The organism is Streptomyces sp. VTCC 41912, assembly GCF_045799175.1.
GTDB classification, from domain to species: domain Bacteria; phylum Actinomycetota; class Actinomycetes; order Streptomycetales; family Streptomycetaceae; genus Streptomyces; species Streptomyces albulus_C.
The window spans coordinates 1-20,819 of the sequence record NZ_JBJMAB010000069.1 but is presented as its reverse complement, the minus strand read 5'-3'; the positions used below and the strand labels follow the sequence as shown (position 1 = coordinate 20,819).

Annotated in this window: 17 protein-coding genes; 11 read left to right on the top strand and 6 right to left on the bottom strand. The window is 71.5% G+C overall.

Features of this window, described 5'->3' with window-relative positions; all coding sequences use genetic code 11:
- Positions 1-186 precede the first annotated feature (186 nt).
- The 4 genes from ACJ6WD_RS40445 to ACJ6WD_RS40430 all read left to right on the top strand — a co-directional run bounded on the left by ACJ6WD_RS40445 (position 187) and on the right by ACJ6WD_RS40430 (position 4,487).
- A complete protein-coding gene (locus ACJ6WD_RS40445; RefSeq protein WP_376447494.1) occupies positions 187-1,446 on the top strand; it encodes an ABC transporter substrate-binding protein in 1,260 nt (419 codons plus the stop codon).
- Positions 1,443-2,366 carry a carbohydrate ABC transporter permease gene (locus ACJ6WD_RS40440; protein WP_016575729.1) on the top strand — a complete coding sequence of 308 codons (924 nt, stop codon included), beginning with the start codon at positions 1,443-1,445 and terminating at the stop codon, positions 2,364-2,366. The genes ACJ6WD_RS40445 and ACJ6WD_RS40440 overlap by 4 nt, the downstream gene beginning before the upstream one ends.
- Before the next feature lie 4 nt (positions 2,367-2,370).
- On the top strand, positions 2,371-3,207 hold the full coding sequence (locus ACJ6WD_RS40435; protein WP_016575728.1) for a carbohydrate ABC transporter permease: 837 nt from the start codon (positions 2,371-2,373) through the stop codon (positions 3,205-3,207).
- Positions 3,208-3,539: 332 nt separating this feature from the next.
- Complete coding sequence (locus ACJ6WD_RS40430; RefSeq protein WP_407617724.1) at positions 3,540-4,487, top strand: TauD/TfdA dioxygenase family protein; 948 nt, start codon at positions 3,540-3,542, stop codon at positions 4,485-4,487.
- A gap of 39 nt (positions 4,488-4,526) precedes the next feature.
- On the opposite strand, the gene ACJ6WD_RS40425 is transcribed toward ACJ6WD_RS40430, so the two are convergent.
- The gene (locus ACJ6WD_RS40425; protein WP_233661986.1) at positions 4,527-5,369 is read right to left on the bottom strand and encodes a helix-turn-helix transcriptional regulator; all 843 of its coding nucleotides are present in this window, start codon (positions 5,367-5,369) and stop codon (positions 4,527-4,529) included.
- 858 nt (positions 5,370-6,227) lie between these two features.
- On the opposite strand from ACJ6WD_RS40425, the gene ACJ6WD_RS40420 reads away from it, so the two are divergent.
- Both ACJ6WD_RS40420 and ACJ6WD_RS40415 read left to right on the top strand, forming a co-directional pair.
- On the top strand, positions 6,228-6,695 hold the full coding sequence (locus ACJ6WD_RS40420; protein WP_407617723.1) for an Lrp/AsnC family transcriptional regulator: 468 nt from the start codon (positions 6,228-6,230) through the stop codon (positions 6,693-6,695).
- Positions 6,696-6,857: 162 nt separating this feature from the next.
- Complete coding sequence (locus ACJ6WD_RS40415; protein ID WP_407617722.1) at positions 6,858-7,445, top strand: GNAT family N-acetyltransferase; 588 nt, start codon at positions 6,858-6,860, stop codon at positions 7,443-7,445.
- A gap of 300 nt (positions 7,446-7,745) precedes the next feature.
- Here ACJ6WD_RS40415 and ACJ6WD_RS40410 read toward each other — a convergent pair whose 3' ends face one another.
- A complete protein-coding gene (locus ACJ6WD_RS40410) occupies positions 7,746-8,069 on the bottom strand; it encodes a hypothetical protein (RefSeq protein ID WP_407617721.1) in 324 nt (107 codons plus the stop codon).
- A gap of 167 nt (positions 8,070-8,236) precedes the next feature.
- On the opposite strand from ACJ6WD_RS40410, the gene ACJ6WD_RS40405 reads away from it, so the two are divergent.
- On the top strand, positions 8,237-9,499 hold the full coding sequence (locus tag ACJ6WD_RS40405; RefSeq protein WP_376447310.1) for a hypothetical protein: 1,263 nt from the start codon (positions 8,237-8,239) through the stop codon (positions 9,497-9,499).
- A gap of 10 nt (positions 9,500-9,509) precedes the next feature.
- Positions 9,510-10,076 carry a GNAT family N-acetyltransferase gene (locus tag ACJ6WD_RS40400; RefSeq protein WP_376447311.1) on the top strand — a complete coding sequence of 189 codons (567 nt, stop codon included), beginning with the start codon at positions 9,510-9,512 and terminating at the stop codon, positions 10,074-10,076.
- Positions 10,077-10,406: 330 nt separating this feature from the next.
- Here ACJ6WD_RS40400 and ppdK read toward each other — a convergent pair whose 3' ends face one another.
- From ppdK to dusB, 3 genes are all read right to left on the bottom strand, one after another.
- Entirely contained in the window at positions 10,407-13,100 is a 2,694-nt protein-coding gene (ppdK, locus tag ACJ6WD_RS40395) for a pyruvate, phosphate dikinase (protein ID WP_233661980.1), read from the bottom strand.
- A gap of 481 nt (positions 13,101-13,581) precedes the next feature.
- A complete protein-coding gene (locus ACJ6WD_RS40390) occupies positions 13,582-13,770 on the bottom strand; it encodes a hypothetical protein (protein WP_233661979.1) in 189 nt (62 codons plus the stop codon).
- Between the two features lie 353 nt (positions 13,771-14,123).
- Positions 14,124-15,260: a tRNA dihydrouridine synthase DusB gene (gene dusB, locus ACJ6WD_RS40385; RefSeq protein ID WP_037636358.1), complete on the bottom strand. Its 1,137-nt coding sequence runs from the start codon at positions 15,258-15,260 to the stop codon at positions 14,124-14,126.
- A gap of 65 nt (positions 15,261-15,325) precedes the next feature.
- Here dusB and ACJ6WD_RS40380 point away from each other — a divergent pair, with 65 nt between their 5' ends.
- On the top strand, positions 15,326-16,783 hold the full coding sequence (locus ACJ6WD_RS40380) for an MFS transporter (protein ID WP_407617720.1): 1,458 nt from the start codon (positions 15,326-15,328) through the stop codon (positions 16,781-16,783).
- 30 nt (positions 16,784-16,813) lie between these two features.
- On the opposite strand, the gene ACJ6WD_RS40375 is transcribed toward ACJ6WD_RS40380, so the two are convergent.
- Positions 16,814-17,791 carry a helix-turn-helix transcriptional regulator gene (locus tag ACJ6WD_RS40375; protein WP_233661977.1) on the bottom strand — a complete coding sequence of 326 codons (978 nt, stop codon included), beginning with the start codon at positions 17,789-17,791 and terminating at the stop codon, positions 16,814-16,816.
- Positions 17,792-17,880: 89 nt separating this feature from the next.
- Between ACJ6WD_RS40375 and ACJ6WD_RS40370 the strand changes: the two genes are divergently transcribed.
- Both ACJ6WD_RS40370 and ACJ6WD_RS40365 read left to right on the top strand, forming a co-directional pair.
- Positions 17,881-19,359 (top strand): MFS transporter, encoded by a 1,479-nt coding sequence (locus ACJ6WD_RS40370; protein WP_233661976.1) that lies wholly within the window; start codon positions 17,881-17,883, stop codon positions 19,357-19,359.
- Positions 19,360-19,530: 171 nt separating this feature from the next.
- Positions 19,531-20,535, top strand: coding sequence for an aldo/keto reductase (locus ACJ6WD_RS40365; protein WP_233661975.1), 1,005 nt, complete (start codon positions 19,531-19,533; stop codon positions 20,533-20,535).
- Positions 20,536-20,819 lie beyond the last annotated feature (284 nt).

Here is a 20,819-nt window from a genome sequence, read left to right as displayed (position 1 = left end):
CGTCATGCAGGACGTAAAGCGCAGCAGACCTGCATGACGCCCCCTCCGGCCCGACCCCGGCACCACAACGAACCGACGCCCCCACCCGAACACACCCCCCGCCGAAGGCGAAACAACCGCACCCCCACGGCGAGAAACCCAACAACGTGGTGCGCGGCCCCCGCCAGGTACGGCAAAGTACGTGCCATGACGATGATCGGCAGAAGACGGCTCCTCGCCGCCGGAGGCGGCATCGCGCTCACCGGGGCGATGGCGACCGCGTGCGGTTCCAACACCGGTCGTGGCGGCTCCGGTTCGGGGCCGGCGCTGGCGCAGTGGTACCACCAGTACGGCGAACCGGGCACCCAGCAGGCGGTGAAGCGGTACGCCGCCGCGTACAAGAAGGCGGACGTCAGCGTCCAGTGGCGGCCCGGCGACTACGACCGGCAGACCGCGGCGGCGCTGCTGACCGACGCGGGGCCGGACGTCTTCGAGGTCAACGGGCCGATGCTGGAGCAGATCCAGGGCGGGCAGGTCGCCGATCTGACCGAGCTGGTCGCGCCGGTCAAGGACGACTTCAACCAGGCGGTGCTGGCGCCCAAGATCTGGCAGGACAAGATCTGGGGCATCCCGCAGACCGTCGACACGCAGTTGCTGTACTACCGCAAGAGCCTGCTGAAGGGCGCCGGGGTGCAGCCGCCGCAGAGCGTCGACGCCCTGGTCGATGCCGCGAAGAAGCTCACCACCGGCAAGGTCAAGGGGCTGTTCCTCGGCAACGACGGCGGCGTCGGGGTGCTCAGCGGGACGCCGCTGTTCGCCGCCGGGCTGAGCCTGATCACCGAGGACGGCAAGGTCGGGTTCGACGATCCGGCGGCGGCCCGGGTGCTGGCGAAGTTCCGGCAGTTGTTCGCCGACGGGTCGCTGCTGCTGGGCGCGCCCACGGACTGGTCCGACCCGGCGGCCTTCGTCCAGGGGCTGACCGCCATGCAGTGGTCGGGGCTGTGGGCGCTGCCGCAGATCAAGAAGGCGCTGGGGGACGATTTCGGGGTGCTGCCGTTCCCGAAGGACGGCCCGGGCGGGAAGCCGACGGTGCCGGTGGGGGCGTACGCGACCGCGGTGAACGCCCGCAGCAAGAACCGTGCGGCGGCCGAGGAATTCGCCAAGTGGTTGTGGATCGACCGGACGGATTTCCAGGAGGATTTCGCGCTGTCGTACGGATTCCACATTCCGGCCCGCCTCTCGCTGGCGAAGAAGGCCCGGCAACTCCAGCAGGGGCCCGCGGCGGACGCCGTGCGGTTCGCCACCGACCACGGTTACGCCGAGCCGCTGCTGTGGAACACCGCGGACCGCAACGCGTACCAGGACGCGCTCAGTCGGATCATCAAGAGCGGGGCGAACCCGGAGTCCGAGCTGAGGTCCGTGGTGCGGACGGTCAACGCCGAGTTGCAGCGGGCCAAGAAGAAGTGAGCGCGCGCACCGCCCGGCTGCTCGGTCCGCAACGGCGCAATCTGTGGTTCTGGGTGTTCGTCGGGCCGTTCGCGATCGGGCTGGCGCTGTTCACCTACGTCCCGTTGCTGTGGAGCGTCTACCTCAGTTTCTTCGACGCCCACAACACGGTGAACCCGACGGAATTCATCGGGCTCGACAATTACGCGACGATGCTGCGGGACGGCGCGTTCCTGAGCAGTTTGGGCACCTTCCTGCTCTTCACCGCGTTCATCGTGCCGGCCACGTTCGGGCTGTCGCTGTCGTTGGCGCTGATGGTGAACCGGCTGCGTTTCGCGCAGGCGTTCTTCCGGTCGGTGTTCTTCCTGCCGACCGCGTGCTCGTACGTCGTGGCGTCGCTGATCTGGAAGTTGTCGCTCTTCAACGGGGTGCGGTTCGGGCTGGCGAACACCGTGCTCGGCTGGTTCGGGGTGGATCAGACGGCGTGGCTGTCCACGACCAGTCCGCCGTGGTACTGGCTGGTGATCGTCACGGTGCGGCTGTGGCTGCAGGCCGGCTTCTACATGATCCTCTTCCTCGCCGGACTCCAGCGGATCTCCCCGCAGTTGTACGAGGCGGCGGCGGTGGACGGGGCCCGGCCGGGCTGGCAGGTCTTCCGGCACATCACCTTCCCGCAGCTGCGGGCCACCTCGGTGGCGGTGGTGCTGCTGCTGGTCATCAACGCCTTCCAGGCGTTCGACGAGTTCTACAACCTGCTGAGCGACGCCCGTGGCTATCCGCCGTACGCCCGCCCGCCGCTGGTCTACCTGTACTACACCGCGCTCGGCCGGGATCAGAACCTGGGGCTGGGCAGCGCCGGCGCGGTGATCCTGGCGTTGATCATCGCGCTGGCGACGGTGGTCCAGGCCCGCTGGTTCGGGCTCGGCCGCAAGGAGGACTGAGACCATGCACGAGGCCCTGACCCGGGCCGGCCGGGCGCTGCGGCTGGTGCTGCTGGTCGCGCTGGCCCTGCTCTTCCTCGTCCCGTTCTACCTGCTGGTGCGCAACGGGCTGGCGAGCGAGGCCGACATCACGGCGCCCGCCTGGACGTTCTTCCCGCACGAGCTGCACTGGTCCAACCTGGCGGAGGCGTTCACCGATCCGGACCTGCCGTTGGCCCGGTCGCTGCTCAACTCGGCGGTGATCGCGGTGGCGACGACCGTGGGCACGGTCGTACTGGCCTCGATGGCCGGCTACGGCCTGGCCCGCATCCCCTACCGCCACGCCTCGGTGGTCTTCTACGCGATCCTGGGCACGTTGATGGTCCCGGCGGCTGTGACGTTCGTGCCCAGCTTCGTGCTGGTCTCCACCCTCGGCTGGATCTCGACGCTGCGCGGCCTGGTCGTCCCGACGCTGTTCAGCGCCTTCGCGTGCTTCGTCTTCCGGCAGTACTTCCTGGGCTTCCCCAAGGAGTTGGAGGACGCGGCGCGGGTGGACGGGCTGGGGTACTGGCGGACGTACTGGCGGATCGTGGTGCCCAACACCCGGCCGGTGTTCGCGGCGGTCGGCACCATCGTCTTCATCGGGGCGTGGAACTCCTTCCTGTGGCCGCTGGTGATCGGGCAGGACCAGTCGGCCTGGACGGTGCAGGTGGCGCTGTCCACGTTCACCACCGCGCAGAACCTCAACCTGCACGAACTCTTCGTCGCGGCGGGGGTGTCGATCCTCCCGCTGGTGGTGGTCTTCCTGCTGCTCCAGCGGTACATCGTGGCCGGCGTGGAGCGCTCCGGCATCGACGACTGAGGGCGGTCGCGGTCCGCGCACCATGGGCAGCGGGCCGCGGATGCGGTACGGTGCGTGCCATGTGCACGTACCTGGATCTCCGTGAGGCGGCGCCGCGCGACCGCGGCCCTCACGGTGCGTGCGCCCCGCGCGGCCTGAGCTTCCTGCGCCGCCGCGGCCGGGTGGGTTCGCCCCCGGCCGGCTGTCCCGGCACGCACTGAGGGACCCCGACCCGGCCCGGCCGCCGGCTCGCCCGTTCCTTCCCCCGGCACCTGCCGTCCTCTTCCCCCGCCCCGCGCCGGTCGCCCGTCCGCGGCCGTGCGCCCACTCGACTCCGTTGCAAGGAGGACCCGTTGACGACTTCCCTCGACGCGCCCGCATCCGTCCCGCCGCCCCTGCGCCCCCACCGCATCCCCGCCGACGGCCTCTACGAAGGCCAGCGGATCCTGCTCCGCACCCCGGACGACTGGCCGGACCGGCCCTACGAGCTGTTCGACGTCGTCCCGCAGTCCGCCACCATCGGGGCGGAGGTCCGGGGGCCGGACCTGTCGCGCCCCCTGTCCCCGGCGCTGCGGGCGGAGCTGAACCGGGCCCTGTTGGAGTGGAAGGTGCTGTTCTTCCGCGGACAGCACCTCACGTCGGCCGCGCAGCGTCAATTCGCCGCCAATTGGGGGGAGTTGGAGACCAACCCGCTGCTCGCCCGGGGCGACTCGAAGGAGGTGGTGCGGTTTGACAAGGCGGCCGCCGGCGCTCAGACGTTCGAGAACGTCTGGCACACGGACGTAACCTTCCGCGAACGGCCGGCGATGGGCGCGGTGTTGCAGCTGCGCGAGGTTCCGGCGGCGGGCGGGGACACGATGTGGGCCGACATGGCCGCGGCGTACGACAATTTGCCACTGGAAATCCGGGAGCGGATCGATGGGGCGCGGGCGGTGCACGACTATCTCCCGGGCTTCTCCCGATTCTTCTCCGCGGCCCAACTCGCCCCGTTCCAAGGGGAGTTCCCTCCGGTGGAGCATCCGGTGGTGCGCCGGCACCCGGAGACCGGGCGGCGGATGCTGTTCGTCAACGCGTCGTTCACCACCCGGATCGTGGGGCTGCCGGAGGCGGAGAGCGACCGGCTGCTGCGCCGGTTGTTCCAGCAGGCGCACGTACCGGAGTTCCAGGTGCGGTTCCGCTGGCAAGCCGGGGACGTCGCCTTCTGGGACAACCGCGCCACCCAGCACTACGCGGTCCACGACTACGGCACGCAGCGGCGGCTCGCGGAACGGGTGGCGATCGCCGGGGACCGGCCGTACTGACGGGACGGGACCGGCCGCGCGCAGCGCCGGACCGGTGGCTCAGCGCTCGAAGACCGCCGCCCCGTCCGCGTGGGCGCCGCGCAACAGGGCGGCGCCCAGCGGCGTCAGGGTGTGCAGCACCGCATTGCCCTGGCGCAGGGTGGACAGCAGGCCGGCGTCGCGCAGGACGGTGGCGTGCTGGCTGGCGGAGGCCAGCGACACGTCGACGCGGCGGGCGAGTTCGCTGGTGGTGCAGCCGACGCCGATGCCGTGCAGGATCGCCGAGCGGGTCTGGCCCACCAGCCGGCCCAGCGAGCGGTCGGCCGGGACCGGCGGGGCGAGGCGGGGCGCCGGGTGCTCGACCGGATAGACCAGGACCGGCGTCAGGTCCGGGTTGTGGAAGGTCACCGGGGTGCGGCGGCAGAAGTACGAGGGCAGCAGGAGCAGCCCGCGGCCGCCGAGGTGGAGGTCCCGGTCCACCGGGTAGTCGGCCTCCAGGACGGGCGGGCGCCAGCGCATCATCGGCGGCAGCGACGCCAGCAGCCGGTCCGCGCCGCCGTCCAGCAGGGCCCGGCCGCGGGCGGCCCGGTCGGCCTCTATCCGACTGCGGACGCGGTGCCAGTGGGGGGCGACGGCCGCGTCGTGGTAGCGCTGGAGTATCCCGGCGAGGCGGCCCAGCGCGCGGGTCTCGCCGTCCGCCATGGCGCGTATCCAGGCGGGGAGCGGGCGCCCCTCGGCGGGCACCAGACGGGAGAGTTCGGCGTGCAGCCGGCCGACCGGCGTCTCGCGCAGCGCGGCGAGCGCCTCGCCCATGCCGAGCAGCCCCTCGGCGGGCGTCAGGAAATCCGGGAAATAGCCGCGGGTGGGCACCAGCGGCGCCAGCAGACGCGCTTCGCCATTCAACCTTCCGCGGGTTTCCGATCGCCAACTGCCGAACGTGGAATCGTCGCGTCGGTCACGAAGCCGGTGAAAGCTTAAGACCGTCTCCCACAGCGCATCCGGGCGCGCGGCAATCCGCACGCGGGCCAGATCGAGTCCACTGAAATGGACGCGTAACACCGAACCCCCACTCTTTGGTTATCTCCGTCGGCCCCCGGCACGCCTGAGTATGCACGCAACCACACGCGGTCACCATGCCCTTTTGGCCACAGTTGAAAAGGGTCGCGCGGGGCCCCGCCCGGACGGAATGCTGGAGGCAATTCAACGACGGTGCGCACGGCCCGGATTGCTCGATCCCGTGGGGGGTGATGGGCAAACAACCGGCCGGGCACAGCCCCGTTGAAGGCCGCCTCCCACGCCGACTGGGAGGGCGGCAGCTCCCGAGGGGGGAGTCCGGAGAAAAGCGAGGGCGGCACCCGTGCGCACGGGTGCCGCCCTTGCCGTGCGCCGCCGTTCGCCGACCGGTCCGCGGGGCGCGCCGCCGCCCGGTCGGGCACGGCCGCGGCTTCCGGAACGGCCGACAACCGACCGTGACCCGCGCCACGGAATAGTTCCGATACGGACGGTTCCCGTTCGGACGATTCCGGGACGGGGCATTCCCCCGCGGATGGTTCTCCTTTGGACGTTTTCCGGTGCGGCGTCTTCCGGTTCAAAGGATTCCCGGCCGACGGGTTCCGGTGCCGCTCGGATCACCGGCTCCGACGCTTTTCGGGATTCCGCGCAAGGGCCTCCGGGTCCCTTCTGCGGGGCCGTGTGCCGAAAGCCCCGAAAACGGCGCCCGCTGCGGAGCGGCGGGCCCCGGCGTGGCGGACTGGGCGACCGATGAACCCCGCCCCCCTTGACCCCACGGACCTCGCGCTCGTCCGCCTGCTCCAGCACGACGGACGCACGTCGTACGAGACGCTGGCCGCACGGATCGGGCTCTCCCGGGCCGCCACCCGGGCCCGGGTGCGGCGCCTCCGGGAGGACGGGGTGGTGCGGATCGTCGGCATCGTCCACCCGGCGGTCCTCGGGCGGACGGTCTGCGCGCACGTGGCGCTGGCGGTCAGCTCGGCTTCTTCTGGGCCGGGATCAACTCCTACCAGTTCCCCTGAGCCGCGCCCCGTTCGGTCCTCGGCAACCGCGTCAACGCCCTGTTCACCTGGGCCATGTCCCTGGGCTTCAAGACCGTCAACGGGCTCCTCGGGGTCTTCGCGGTCCTCGCGCCCTTCGAACGGCTCGGCTGGCACCACCCCGGGGCCCCGGGCAAGGTCCTCGCGCCCCTCGTCGTGCTCGGCGTGGCCATCGTGATCGCGGTCACCGGACACGCCACCGGGCCCGGCACGGGGATCGTCCGGCGCCGGTGGCTGGGAAAGATCCGGATGGTCCCGCAGCCCACCCGCGGCCGGGGGCCGAGCCGGCCGCCGCCCGCCCGGGGTGGCCGCATCCGCGCGACCGCCCGAGGAGCACCACGTGACCCACCCCGTATCCCTCACCGTCGCCCGCCTGGACGGCCCGGCCGCCGAACGGGCCGAAGCCGACCTCACGCTCGTCCACGCCGACGCGTTCGCAGAACCGCCGTACCGCGAGACCGGGGACGACGTCCGCGCCGCCTTCCGCCGCTTCCGCGACACCAACCGGAACCCAACGTTCCGCGCCGCGCTGGCCCGCACACCGGACGGCACCCCCGTCGGCATGGCGTACGGCGCCCACCTCGGACCGGGGACCGGCTGGTGGGACGCGCTCACCGCGCCCGTGCCGGACGCCGTGCGCCGCGAGGACGGCCGGCGCACCTTCGGCCTGGTGGAACTGGCCGTGCGCCTGCCGTGGCGCGGCCACGGCGTCGCGCGCCGGCTGCACGAGACCCTCCTCGACGGCCTCGCGGCCGAGCGGGTGGTCCTCCACGTCCACCCGGCGGGCGAGGCCGCCCAGGCCGCCTACCGGTCCTGGGGCTACCGCAAGTTCGGCGAGGCCCGCCCGCGGACCGGCGCCGACCTGCACGACGTGCTGTTCCTCGACCTGAGACGCGGGCCCGCGGGCTGCTCTGGCGGCTCAGCGTGACGGTCGCTGCCGGCAGCTCGACGAAGCGGTCCCCGCCCTCGACGAAGACCAGCACGCCGTTGCGGAGCGTCGTGGTGCGCTTCTCCCCGGTCGCGGCGCCCTGCGCGTCGGTGAAGACCCAGTCGAGGGCGATCGGGGCGAGGTGCTGCTCGGCGGCCGTCGGCCCGTCCACGCTGCGGGCGAGCGCGGAGCCGTCCCCTACGTAGTCGTACGAGCGGGCTAGAGAGGCGACGGACTCGCCCTCGTTGTACCGGGCGATCACGTTTTCTCGATTGGAGATGAACTTGTTGCGAGCTTCGGTCAGCTCTTCTCGGGAACGGCGGGGCACGGCTCCTCGTCAAGCGGTCTAGTGGCGCTAACCTCCACGCACCACTCCAACCCGCCGCCCGGCGGGCGCAGCCACACACAGGACGGCTGCTCGTGGTGGAGCAGGTAGGGCTGTCCGATCCCGTGGACGACGGCCTCGCGCTCCTTGGCGGTGTCAAGCACGCGAGCCCCGATGAAGACCCACTTCGGCATGCCCACGGGGCGCTCACCGGACGCTTCGCGATCGACGGTTCCTTCATCCATGTCATCCCGTTCCAGGTTCTTCTGCTCGACATACGTGGGGGTGCATCTGCTCACGCCTTGCCTCCTCGATGCCTGGACGATGAAGCGGTGAGCCTCTAGTCCACTGCGAGTTGGAGCGTTTCCGGCGCCGCGGAGGCGGACGTTTAGGCGGACGTTTTCGCCCGCCACCACGGCCCGCTCGTTACGGTGGGAGGACCAACCGCAGCCGCAAGGGGAAGCGCATGGTGGGCATCGGTGGCAACAGACTGGCGCAGTTACGGCAGTCCGCGGGGTACACGCAGCAGGCGTTCGTCAAAGCGTTCAGGCACGAAGCCCTACGTCTCGGCATTGATGCATCGTTGAGCGTTCGGCAGCTGCGCCGCTGGGAATGCGAGACCCCTCCGCCTCTGCCCCACCCAAGTCAACAGACCGTCCTGGAAGCAATGTTCGGGGCCCCTCTCTACGAGATGGGGTTCGATGTTCCAGACCATCGCCTGTCGGTGTCCGCGCCGATCGGCGATCCTGAAGGGGTGAATCGGAGGACGTTCGTCGCCGACGCCGGTGTGCTTGCCGCAACGGCTCTGGTGTCTTCTCGGTCAGGACCTCGGATCGGTGTCGGTGACCTCGGCCTGCTGCGCGAGCGACTCGACGGTCTGTACCAGACAGACCACAGCGAGGGCAGCGTGCCGGCCATGGCCAAAGCGCGCCGGATCGAGAACGAGATCACGGGAGCGCTCAGCACGGCTTCGTACACCAGCCGCGTCGGTCGCGCGCTTCAGACGATGCTGGCCGAGCTGCACGGGCACCGAGCTTGGTACGGCTACGACGGTGGGCGCATCGCCGAGGGGCGAGCGGCATGCATGGAAGCTCTGGCCGCGGCCCAGCTCGTCGACAGCCCCCTCCTTCAAGTCTCCGTCCTGGAAACGCTCGTGCTGCTCACCATCAGGGCCGAACGGGCATGGGAAGCCGCGAGCGCCGTCGAGAACGCCTACCGGCTCGCCCAACGCGCCGGTGCCGGGCACACCGTGCACCTAGTGATCGCACTGCGTGCCGCCAACGTGGCCACCCATGTGGGAGACCTGTCCGGAGCGCGCCGTGCCTTGAGCCGTGCCGTCAGCCACCAGGGCCGAGTCGATGCGGACACCGAGGTACCCAACTGGGCCCAGTTCGTCGGGCCGTTCGAGGTGGACTACGCCACGGCAGACATGTATGTCCGGGCGGAGCAACCCAAGCGCGCCGTTCCCTTTCTGCGTGCTGCGGTGACCGGTATCGGTGGTGACCTGCTCCGCAACAGCGCCTCGTACCGCGTAAAACTCGCGGGTGTACTCCTTGAGGCGGGGGAAGCCGAGGAGGCATGCGCCGAGATGGCCACCGCACTTCAGGTGTGCGGAGGGATCTCGTCGCCGCGGTTGCTGGACAAGATTCGGAAGTTCCAGCGCGCCGTCGCCGTAATCGACACGGCGGTCGCCCGCGAGTGCGGCGACCGCATCCGCGAGACCGTCTGAGGGGCACCACATGACCCAACCCGAAGGCATCACCGTCGCACGCCTGGACGGCCCGGCGGCGGAGCAGGCCGAAGGTGACTTCACGCTCGTCTACGCCGAGGTATTCGCCGAGCCGCCCTACTGCGAGACCGAGGATGACGTCGTGGCCACCTTCCGGCGATTCCGCTCCCAGACACGGAAACGCGCCTTCCGGGCTGCCCTGGCCCGCACACCCGACGGCACGCCCGTCGGCATGGCCTACGGCTGTCCCCTCGGGCCGAAGACTGGCTGGTGGGACTCGCTCACCGAGCCCCTGTCCGCCGAGATGCGCCGCGAGGACGGCCACCGCACCTTCGGCCTGATGGAGTTGGCCGTGCGCCCGCCTTGGCGCCGGTGCGGCATCGCGCGCCAGCTGCACGAATCACTTCTTGACGGGATCGAGGCCGAGCGTGTGGTGCTCAACGTCCATCCGGCGAGCGAGGCAGCGCGGGCGGCCTACCGGTCGTGGGGCTACCGCAAGGTCGGTGATGCTCCCCCGTGGGCCGGTGCCGATCTCCACGACGTCATGGTTCTCGACTTGCCCCACCCGCCGGCGTAGGTCGGCACCGCACCTCACAGCACCCGCAACAGATACGCCCCGGCCCGCCGCTCATCGCGACGGGCCGGGGCTTCGTGTGCCCTGTCCCCGCACCCCAGGGCACAACCAGGGCACAAGGACCAGGAACCCCCCGGAGAACTACGACAATCACTGCGAGTAGTTTTTGCAGGTCAAAGCCATGATCTAAGAGTTCCCGCAGCCCACAAAACCGAGGGCGGCACCTCCGCACAGGTGCCGCCCTCGTGGGGTTCCGGAGCAAGTGGCGGGCTTGAGGGTCGAAGGGCGTGCCCGCCGCCGGTTCCGGGGGTGTGGGGGCTCGCGCCCCGGGGGTCAGCGGCTGTCGCTGCCCTGGGACTCGGCCGCCGCGCGGCCCGCTTCCAGTCGTGCGACCGGGATGCGGAACGGCGAGCAGGAGACGTAGTCCAGGCCGACCTCGTGGAAGAAGTGGACCGACTCCGGGTCACCGCCGTGCTCGCCGCAGACGCCGAGTTTGAGGTCGGGGCGGGTGGCCCGGCCGGCCGCCGCGGCGCTGCGGACCAGGGAGCCCACGCCGTCCTTGTCGATGGTCTCGAAGGGGCTGACGCCGAAGATGCCCTTCTCCAGGTACGCGGTGAAGAAGCTGGCCTCCACGTCGTCCCGGGAGAAGCCCCAGACGGTCTGGGTGAGGTCGTTGGTGCCGAAGGAGAAGAAGTCCGCGGACTCGGCGATCTGACCGGCCGTGAGGGCGGCCCGGGGCAGTTCGATCATGGTGCCGAGGGTGAGCTTGAGGCTGACGCCGCGGGCCTGCTCGACCTCGGCGATGACCTGCTCGGCCTCCTCGCGGACGATCTCCAGCTCCTGGACGGTGCCGACCAGCGGGATCATGATCTCCGCCCGCGGGTCGCCCTTGGCGTTCTTGCGTTCGGCGGCGGCCTCGGCGATGGCCCGCACCTGCATGGCGAACAGGCCGGGGATGACCAGGCCCAGGCGGACGCCGCGCAGGCCCAGCATCGGGTTCTGCTCGTGCAGCTTGTGCACGGCCTGGAGGAGGCGCAGGTCGTTCTCGTGCGGCTCCTTGCGGGCCTCGGCGAGCGCGACCCGCACCGACAGGTCGGTGATGTCGGGCAGGAACTCGTGCAGCGGCGGGTCCAGCAGGCGGACGGTCACCGGCAGGCCGTCCATCGCCTCGAACAGCTCGATGAAGTCGGCCTTCTGGAGCGGCAGCAGCTCGGCGAGGGCGGCTTCCTTGTCGGCGTCGCTGTCGGCCAGGATCAGGCGCTCGACCATCTCCCGGCGCTCGCCGAGGAACATGTGCTCGGTGCGGCACAGGCCGATGCCCTGGGCACCGAACCGGCGGGCGCGGGCGGCGTCCTCGGCGTTGTCGGCGTTGGCCCGCACGCGCAGCCGGCGCACCCGGTCCGCGTACGCCATGACCCGGTGGACGGCCTTGACCAGCTCGTCGGCGTCCTCGGCGCCGGCGTGCATCCGGCCCTCGAAGTACTCGACGACCGGGGACGGCACGACCGGGACCTCACCGACGTAGACCTTGCCGGTGGAGCCGTCGATGGAGACGACGTCCCCCTCCTCGATGACGGTGCCGTCCTTGGTGGTCAGCTTGCGGGTCTTGGTGTCGACCTCCAGCTCCTCGGCGCCGCAGACGCAGGTCTTGCCCATGCCGCGGGCGACGACGGCGGCGTGCGAGGTCTTGCCGCCGCGCGAGGTGAGGATGCCCTCGGCGGCGATCATGCCGTTGAGGTCGTCGGGGTTGGTCTCGCGGCGGATCAGGATGACCTTCTCGCCGGAGCGCGACCACTTGACGGCCGTGTAGGAGTCGAAGACGGCCTTGCCGACCGCCGCGCCCGGGGAGGCGGCGATGCCGCGGCCGATCAGCTCGGACTTCGCGTCCAGGTCGAAGCGGGGGAACATCAGCTGCGCCAGCTGGCCGCCGGTGACCCGCTGGAGCGCCTCGGCCTCGTCGATCAGGCCCTGGTCGACGAGCTGGGTGGCGATCCGGAAGGCGGCACCGGCGGTGCGCTTGCCGACCCGGGTCTGGAGCATCCACAGCTTGCCGCGCTCGATGGTGAACTCGATGTCGCACAGGTCCTTGTAGTGCGTTTCGAGCGTCTCCATGATCTGCATCAGCTCGTCGTACGACGCCTGGTCGATCGACTCCAGGTCCGCGAGCGGGACCGTGTTGCGGATGCCGGCGACGACGTCCTCGCCCTGCGCGTTCTGCAGGTAGTCGCCGTAGACGCCCTGGTGGCCACTGGCCGGGTCGCGGGTGAAGGCGACGCCGGTGCCGGAGTCGGGGCCGAGGTTGCCGAAGACCATGGAGCAGACGTTGACCGCGGTGCCGAGGTCGCCGGGGATGCGCTCCTGACGGCGGTAGAGCTTGGCGCGGTCGGTGTTCCAGGAGTCGAAGACCGCACGGACGGCGAGGTCCATCTGCTCGCGCGGGTCCTGCGGGAAGTCCCGGCCGGTCTCCTTGGTGACGATCTGCTGGAAGCGCTCGACCAGCGTCTTGAGGTCGGCGGCGTCCAGGTCGACGTCGACGGTGACGCCCTTGGCGTGCTTGGCGTCCTCCAGGGCCTCCTCGAAGAGGTCGCCGTCGACGCCGAGCACGGTCTTGCCGAACATCTGGATCAGGCGGCGGTAGGAGTCCCACGCGAACCGCTCGTCGCCGGCCTGCGCGGCGAGGCCGGAAACCGACGCATCGGAGAGGCCGATGTTGAGGACGGTGTCCATCATGCCGGGCATGGAGAACTTCGCCCCGGAACGCACCGAAACCAGCAGGGGGTCGTCGGCCTGGCCGAGCTTCTTGCCCATCTTCCGCTCAAGGGCGTCGAGGTGGTCGGAGACCTCGGCACGGAGTGCCGCGGGCTCGCTGCCGCTCTCCAGGTAGACCTTGCAGGCTTCCGTGGTGATCGTGAAGCCGGGCGGGACGGGAAGTCCCAGGTTGGTCATCTCCGCGAGGTTGGCGCCCTTGCCACCGAGGAGGTCTTTGAGGTCCTTGTTGCCCTCGGTGAAGTCGTAGACGAACTTCACGGAAGAAGACGCGCTTACGTGGGGATCTTGTGTTTCCGGCACGGGTCTGACTCCTCGCCGACGGGCTGCCCTGACGGCGAGGAACATACCCAGATCGAAGGCGTATGGGTACGTCCACTTGGTCGACATACGTGCGTAACCCGGCGTCCGCCAGTAGATCGAAAGTGATCATGCATTTCGACCATCGTTTACTACCTGAATGCATCACTGCGCTCCGCAGTCATCAGGGCCGGAACCATTACGGAGCGCGCACTTTCACTTGATGGATTGAACGGATGGCGAGTGGCACCGGGTGCCACCTTTGCGAGAGGTGGAGCCCACCCTTCAGTGCTCATATGAGCGCAACCCCTATCAGGGGTGGCGAGAATCACGCGCTCATGTGTGACGCCGGCCCATCATTTGGACCCTCTTCCGCGATGTGATCAAGGAACGCGACGACCGGATCACGGGCCCTTTTCCGTACCGCGGACAGATCGGCGCACTATTCGGCCACCCGCCGCTGCGGATCGACGCCGGCGCGCACCACGAGCGCCGGACCGCCCCCGGCGCACCGGGCTCGCAGCGCCCCGGTCAGCAGCTCCGGACGGCGCCGCACGCCCCGCGACCGGCCGAGGGCGAACATCGGCGGGGCGACCTCGCTACGGGCCAGCTCGCGGGCACCGGACGGCACCCGTCGGCACCCTCGTGGAACGGGAACCACGGCTCGGGCCCCAACCCGTTCCGGAACGCCGGTGGGCGGCCGGCTCCCACCCCGTGCGACGCGGGGGCCGGTTCGAGGCCCCCCCAGGCACGGCGGCCGGCGCCCGCGCACCGAGGCAGCTGCCCGGCACCGCCGTCCGGGCGCTGCGGGCGGCGGTGCAGCAGCGCCCGCACCGCCCGGATCCACGCGGTGCGGCGGGCCGGCGACCAGGGCACGCCCGGCGGCGGTATCAGGCCATAGTTCGCCGCGGGCGGGAACGCCGCTACGACGTCCGGGGTCGTATACCGGCGGACGCCGGGAGCCCTCGCCCGTGGCGGCTCCGGTCAGCCGCCGGAGGTGTCCAGCTCGGCGTCCTCACCGACGCCGGCGCAGTCGTACGGGTCGCGCAGCCAGCCGTCCGGGAGCACCACGCGGTTGTTGCCGGAGGTCCGGCCGCGCGGGCCGTCGGCGCCGACCGGCCAGGGCTGGTCGAGGTCGAGCTCGTGCAGCCCCTCGGAGAGTTCGGCCAGCGACGAGCTGATCGCCAGCCGCTTGCGCATCTCGGAGCCGACCGCGAAGCCCTTGAGGTACCAGGCGACGTGCTTGCGGAAATCGATCACGCCGCGGGCCTCGTCGCCCAGCCACTCGCCGAGCAGGGTGGCGTGCCGCACCATCACGGCCGCGACCTCGCGCAGGTCGGGGGCCTTGGGGGCGCCGGTGCCCTCGAAGGCGGCGACCAGGTCGCCGAAGAGCCAGGGCCGCCCCAGGCAGCCGCGGCCGACCACGACGCCGTCGCAGCCGGTCTGGCGCATCATCCTCGCCGCGTCGTCGGCCGACCAGATGTCGCCGTTGCCGAGCACCGGGATCTCCGGGACGTGCTCCTTCAGGCGGGCGATGGCGTCCCAGTCGGCGGTGCCGCCGTAGTGCTGGGCGGTGGTGCGGCCGTGCAGCGCGATGGCGGTGACGCCCTCCTCGACGGCGATCCGGCCGGCGTCGAGGAAGGTGAGGTGGTCGTCGTCGATGCCCTTGCGCATCTTCATCGTCACCGGCAGCGCACCGGCGCCGGTGACCGCCTCACGGAGGATGGCGCGCAGCAGGGGCCGCTTGTACGGCAGGGCGGAGCCGCCGCCCTTGCGGGTCACCTTGGGGACCGGGCAGCCGAAATTGAGGTCGATGTGGTCGGCCAGGTCCTCTTCGACGATCATGCGCACGGCCTTGCCGACGGTGACCGGGTCGACGCCGTACAGCTGGATCGACCGCGGACGCTCGCTGGCGTCGAAGTGGATCAGCTGCATGGTCTTCTCGTTGCGCTCGACCAGGGCCCGAGTGGTGATCATCTCGCTGACGAAGAGGCCCTTGCCGCCGCTGAACTCCCGGCACAGCGTCCGGAACGGGGCGTTGGTGATGCCGGCCATGGGTGCCAGGACCACGGGGGGCTGCACCGTGTGCGGGCCGATCTGCAGCGAACTCATGGCCCCCATTGTCCCGCACCCGGCCGGGCACCCCGCCGCGGGCCGTCCGGCCCGGATCGTTGTAGCGTTCAACCATGCCTGACCTCAGCCGTCGGCGGCGTCTGCTCGTCCTGGCGATCTGCTGTATGAGCCTGCTGATCGTCAGTCTCGACAACACCGTCCTCAACGTCGCCCTGCCCTCGATGCAGCACGAACTGGGCGCCTCGATCTCCGGCATGCAGTGGACGATCGACGCCTACACCCTGGTGCTGGCCTCGCTGCTGATGCTCGCCGGCTCGACCGCGGACCGCCTGGGCCGGCGCCGGGTCTTCACCGCCGGTCTGGTGGTCTTCTCCCTCGGCTCGCTGCTGTGCAGCCTGGCGCCCGACCTGGGGTGGCTGGTGGCGTTCCGGATGGTGCAGGCGGTCGGCGGCTCGATGCTCAACCCGGTCGCCATGTCGATCATCACCAACACCTTCACCGACCCCCGGGAGCGAGCCCGCGCCATCGGGGTGTGGGGCGGGGTGGTCGGCATCAGCATGGCCGCCGGGCCGGTGATCGGCGGGCTGCTGGTGCAGAGCGTCGGCTGGCGCTCGATCTTCTGGATCAACGTCCCGATCGGCGCCCTGGCGCTCTTCCTCACCTTCCGTTACGTGCCCGAGTCCCGCGCCCCGCGCCCGCACCGGGTCGATCCGGTGGGCCAGCTGCTGGTGATCGCGCTGCTCGGCTCGCTGACGTACGCGATCATCGAGGCCCCGGAGGCCGGCTGGACCTCGGCGGAGATCCTGGCGTTCACGGTGGTGGCCCTGGTCTCCCTGGTCACCCTGATCGGCTACGAGCGGCGCCGCCGGGAACCACTGATCGACCTGCGGTTCTTCCACAGCGCGCCGTTCGCCGGCGCGACGGTGATAGCGGTCTGCGCGTTCGCCGCGCTGAGCGGCTTCCTGTTCGTCAACACCCTCTACCTCCAGAACATCCGCGGCCTGTCCGCGCTGAACGCCGGCCTGTACATGCTGCCGATGGCGGGCATGACGCTGGTCTGCGCGCCGCTGTCCGGGCGGCTGGTCGCCAGTCGGGGCGCGCGCCTGCCGCTGCTGCTGGCCGGCTGCGCGATGGCGACCAGCGGCGCCCTCTTCGCGGCCTTCAACACCGCCTCGGCGACCGGTCTGCTGTTCACCGGATACGTCCTGTTCGGCATCGGATTCGGCCTGGTCAACGCCCCCATCACCAACACCGCGGTGTCCGGCATGCCCCGCACCCAGGCGGGCGTCGCGGCGGCCGTGGCCTCCACCAGCCGGCAGGTCGGCGGGTCGCTGGGCGTCGCGGTGATCGGCGCCGTACTGGCGGGCGGGGCGCACGCCGGCGCCACCCGCCCGGAGTTCCTGGCCGCGGCCCACCCGGCCTGGTGGATCATCACGGGCTGCGGCGGCGCCATCTTCTTCCTCGGCGCGCTCACCACCGGGCCCTGGGCCGCCGCCACCGCCCGGCGCACCGCCGCCCTCTTCACGGACGAGGCGCCGCAGGACCACCACCGGGCGCGCGCCGGTTCGTGACGGGCGCGGGCGCCGGGCTCCCGGCTCCGGCTACGCCGGCGGCGCGCCGGCTCCCGCGGCCGCCGGCCGGGCTCCGGGCCGCTTCCGCGCCAGTTCCGCCAGCTCCGTCAGGCGCGCCCGGGACGTGTCGTCCACCGGCGTGTACGTGAGCACCTTCGGGCCGGGGTTGGGGCCCGTCCACAGGTTGGTGCCGGTCAGCTGGAGGACGCCGACGACCGGGTGCCGGAACACCTTGACCGCGCTGGTGGCCCGCTCGACCTCGTGCTCGGCCCACAGCGCGCGGAACTCCGGCGACGCCTCCGTCAACCGGGCCACCAGCGCCTTCCACCCCGGCTCCGCGATGTGCTCGGCCATCGAGGCCCGGAACTTCGCGGTCATCGTGCGGACCGTGGCCTCCCGGTCGACCAGGCTCGCCCGCCAGCCGGGGTGGGTGAACGCCAGCCACATGCAGTTGCGGTCCTCGTCGGGCAGCGCGTCCAGGTCGCACAGCAACTGCCCGTACGTGGCGTTGTAGGCGAGGATGTCGAACCGGCTGTTCTGGACGACGGCCGGATACGGCTCCAGCCCGTCGAGGATGTCCCGCAGCGCCCGGGGGACGCCGGTGCACTCCTTGCCCGGCAGCGGATCGACCGCCCCGGCCAGGGCGAAGAGGTGGCTGCGCTCGGCGCGGTCCAGTTGCAGGGCCCGGGCGACCGCGTCCAGCACCTGCGGGGAGACGTGGATGTCCCGGCCCTGCTCCAACCACGTGTACCAGGTGACGCCCACGGCTCCGAGGTGCGCGACCTCCTCGCGGCGCAGCCCCGGCGTGCGGCGGCGGCTGCCGCGCGGCAGCCCGACCTGCTCGGGGGTGATCCGCTCGCGCCGGCTGCGCAGGAATGCCGCCAGCTCGGCCCGTCGGACCGCGTCGTCGGCCCGGTGCCCCGCGCCGCCCGCCGGCCGCGGCCCCTTCGGCCTGGTCGTCCCGCTCGTGCGCGCCGCCCCGGCGAGCTCGGTCACGTCCACTGTCATGGGACCAGCGTGCCCCAGACCGCAGCCGGTTGCCAGGTAGCACCAATACCAGGATAAGGACACTCTGGTACCTGGTTGAGCGGCGCACGATGCTCGTCTGCGTGAGCGAAACCCCGATAGCGTCCCCCGCCCCACCGGCCCCGTCCACCACCCGGACCACCGCGGTCCCGCCCCGTCCGGCGCCCGCCCCGCTGCTGACCCCGCTGGGCCTGCTGACCGTGCTGCTGGGCGCGGCCCTCCCCCTGATCGACTTCTTCATCGTCAACGTCGCGCTGCCGACCATCGACCGCGACCTGGACGCCGGCCCGGCGACGCTGGAGATGGTGGTGGCCGGATACGGCGTCGCCTACGCCACCTTGCTGGTGCTCGGCGGGCGGCTCGGTGACATGGCCGGGCGGCGCCGGCTGTTCCTGTGGGGACTGGCCGCCTTCGGCCTGACCTCGCTCGCCTGCGGGCTGGCCCCCGACGCCTGGACCCTGGTGGCCGCCCGGGTCGCCCAGGGCGCGGCGGCCGCACTGTTGCTGCCGCAGGTGCTGGCCACCATCCAGGCCGCCACCACCGGCAAGCGGCGCGCGAAGGCCGTCAGCCTGTACGGCGGCACGGCCGGGGTCTCCAGCGCCGTCGGCCAGGTGCTCGGCGGGCTGCTGGTCTCGGTGAACCTGGCGGGCAGCGGCTGGCGCGCGGTGTTCCTGGTGAACGTCCCGATCGCGGCCGTGGCCTGGCTGCTCGCGGCCCGCACCGTGCCGGAGAGCCGCTCCCCGCACCCCAGCCGGGTGGACGGCCTCGGCACCGCGCTGCTCGCCACCGCACTGATCACTCTGCTGCTGCCGCTGACCGAGGGCCGCGCCGCCGGCTGGCCGCTGTGGTCCTGGCTGCTGCTGGCCGTGTTCCCGTTCGCCGCCGTGGCGTTCGTGGCCGTGGAGCGCCGCGCCGAACGCACCGGCCGCACCCCGCTGGTGCCGCCCTCGCTGTTCCGCCTCCCCTCCGTCCGCAGCGGACTGACCATGATCGTCCCGTTCTCGCTGGGCTTCGGCGGGTTCATGTTCGTGGTGGCGGTCGCCCTACAGAGCGGGCTGCACTACGGGCCGTTGGCCGCGGGCATCTCCCTGGCCCCGCTCTGCGTCGCCTTCTTCGCCGCCTCGCTGGCCGGCCCCCGACTGGTGCAGCGCTTCGGGCGCAAGGTGGTCGTCACCGGCTCGCTGGTCCAGGGCGCCGGCCTGCTCCTCCTGGCGCTGACCGTCCACGCGGACTGGCCCGGCATCCCGGTCGCCGCCCTCGCCCCGAGCATGACCGTGCTGGGCGCCGGCCAGGGACTGGTGCTGCCGGTGCTGATGCGGATCGTGCTGAGCGAACTGCCGGCGACGCAGGCGGGGGTCGGCGGCGGCGTGATGGTGACCACCCAGCAGTCGGGGCTGGCCCTGGGCGTGGCGACGCTCGGCACGCTGTTCCTCTCCCTGCTGCCCACCACCGGGATCCGGGACGCGTTCCTCGCCGCCGTGCTCACCCAGTTGGCGATCGTCGCGGGCACCACCCTGCTCGGCCTCCGCCTCCCCCGCACCCTGCGCTGACCTGCGTTGACACCCCACCGCTGCACCACCGCGGGCGCGCTCCGCCCGCACACCCCCACCCTTACGAATGACAAATATTGAAATCTGTCAGCCGTCATGCGAAGGTGGATACCGGCACGGCGCGCCCCGGCACGCCGGCCGCACCTTCCCCTCCCCACCCAGGAGCACGACGTGCAGACCCGCACCCTCGGCACCAGCGGCCCGCAGACCTCCGCCCTCGGCCTCGGCTGCATGGGCATGTCCGCCCTCTACGGCGACGCCGACCGCACCGAATCCCTCGCCACCGTCCACGCCGCCCTCGACGCGGGCATCACCCTGCTCGACACCGGCGACTTCTACGGCATGGGCCACAACGAACTCCTCATCAACGAAGCCCTCCGCACGGCCCCCGCCGCCGCCCGCGAAAAAGCCCTCATCAGCGTGAAGTTCGGCGCCCTGCGCACCGTCGAGGGCGGCTTCAGCGGCTACGACGGCCGCCCCGCCGCGGTGAAGAACTTCGCCGCCTACTCCCTCCAGCGGCTGGGCACCGACCACATCGACATCTACCGGATCGCCCGCGTCGACCCGGACGTCCCGATCGAGGAGACCGTCGGCGCCATCGCCGAACTCGTCGAAGCCGGCCACGTCCGCCACATCGGCCTCTCCGAGGTGGGCGCGGAGACCCTCCGCCGCGCCGCCGCCGTCGCCCCGATCTCCGACCTCCAGATCGAGTACTCCCTGCTCTCCCGCGGCATCGAGGACGCGATCCTGCCCACCGCCCGCCAGCTCGGCATCGGCATCACCGCGTACGGCGTACTGTCCCGCGGCCTGATCAGCGGCCACTTCAGCCGCGACCGCCAGCTGGCCGCCAACGACTTCCGCGGCATGTCCCCCCGCTTCCAGGGCGACAACCTCACCCGCAACCTCGACCTCGTCGACGCCCTCCGCGCGATCGCCGACGCGAAGGGCATCACGGTCGCCCAGACCGCCATCGCCTGGGTCCTCTCCCGCGGCGAGGACATCGTCCCCCTGATCGGCGCCCGCCGCCGCGACCGCCTGACCGAGGCCCTCGGCGCCCTCGACACCCCCCTGGACGCCACCGACCTCACCGCCATCGAACGCGCCATCCCCGCCGGCGCCGCCGCCGGCGACCGCTACCCGGCCTCACAAATGGCCCACCTCGACAGCGAAAACTAACGGTTCGAACGTCGCCGGCCGTCCGCTGCGCTTGGTTGGCTTCCCACGTTGTCGGCGTTCCCGCCGTGGGGGTTTCTGTTTGCGCCTGCGGCGCGGGGCCGCTGCGCGGGGCGGCATCGTACGTCGTCGGCTGTCCCGCCGTGGGGGTTTCTGTTTGCGCCTGCGGCGCGGGGCCGCTGCGCGGGGCGGCATCGCACGTCTCCGGCTGTCCCGCCGTGGGGGTTTCTGTTTGCGCCTGCGGCGCGGGGCCGCTGCGCGGGGCGTCGTCGTACGTCGTCGGCTGT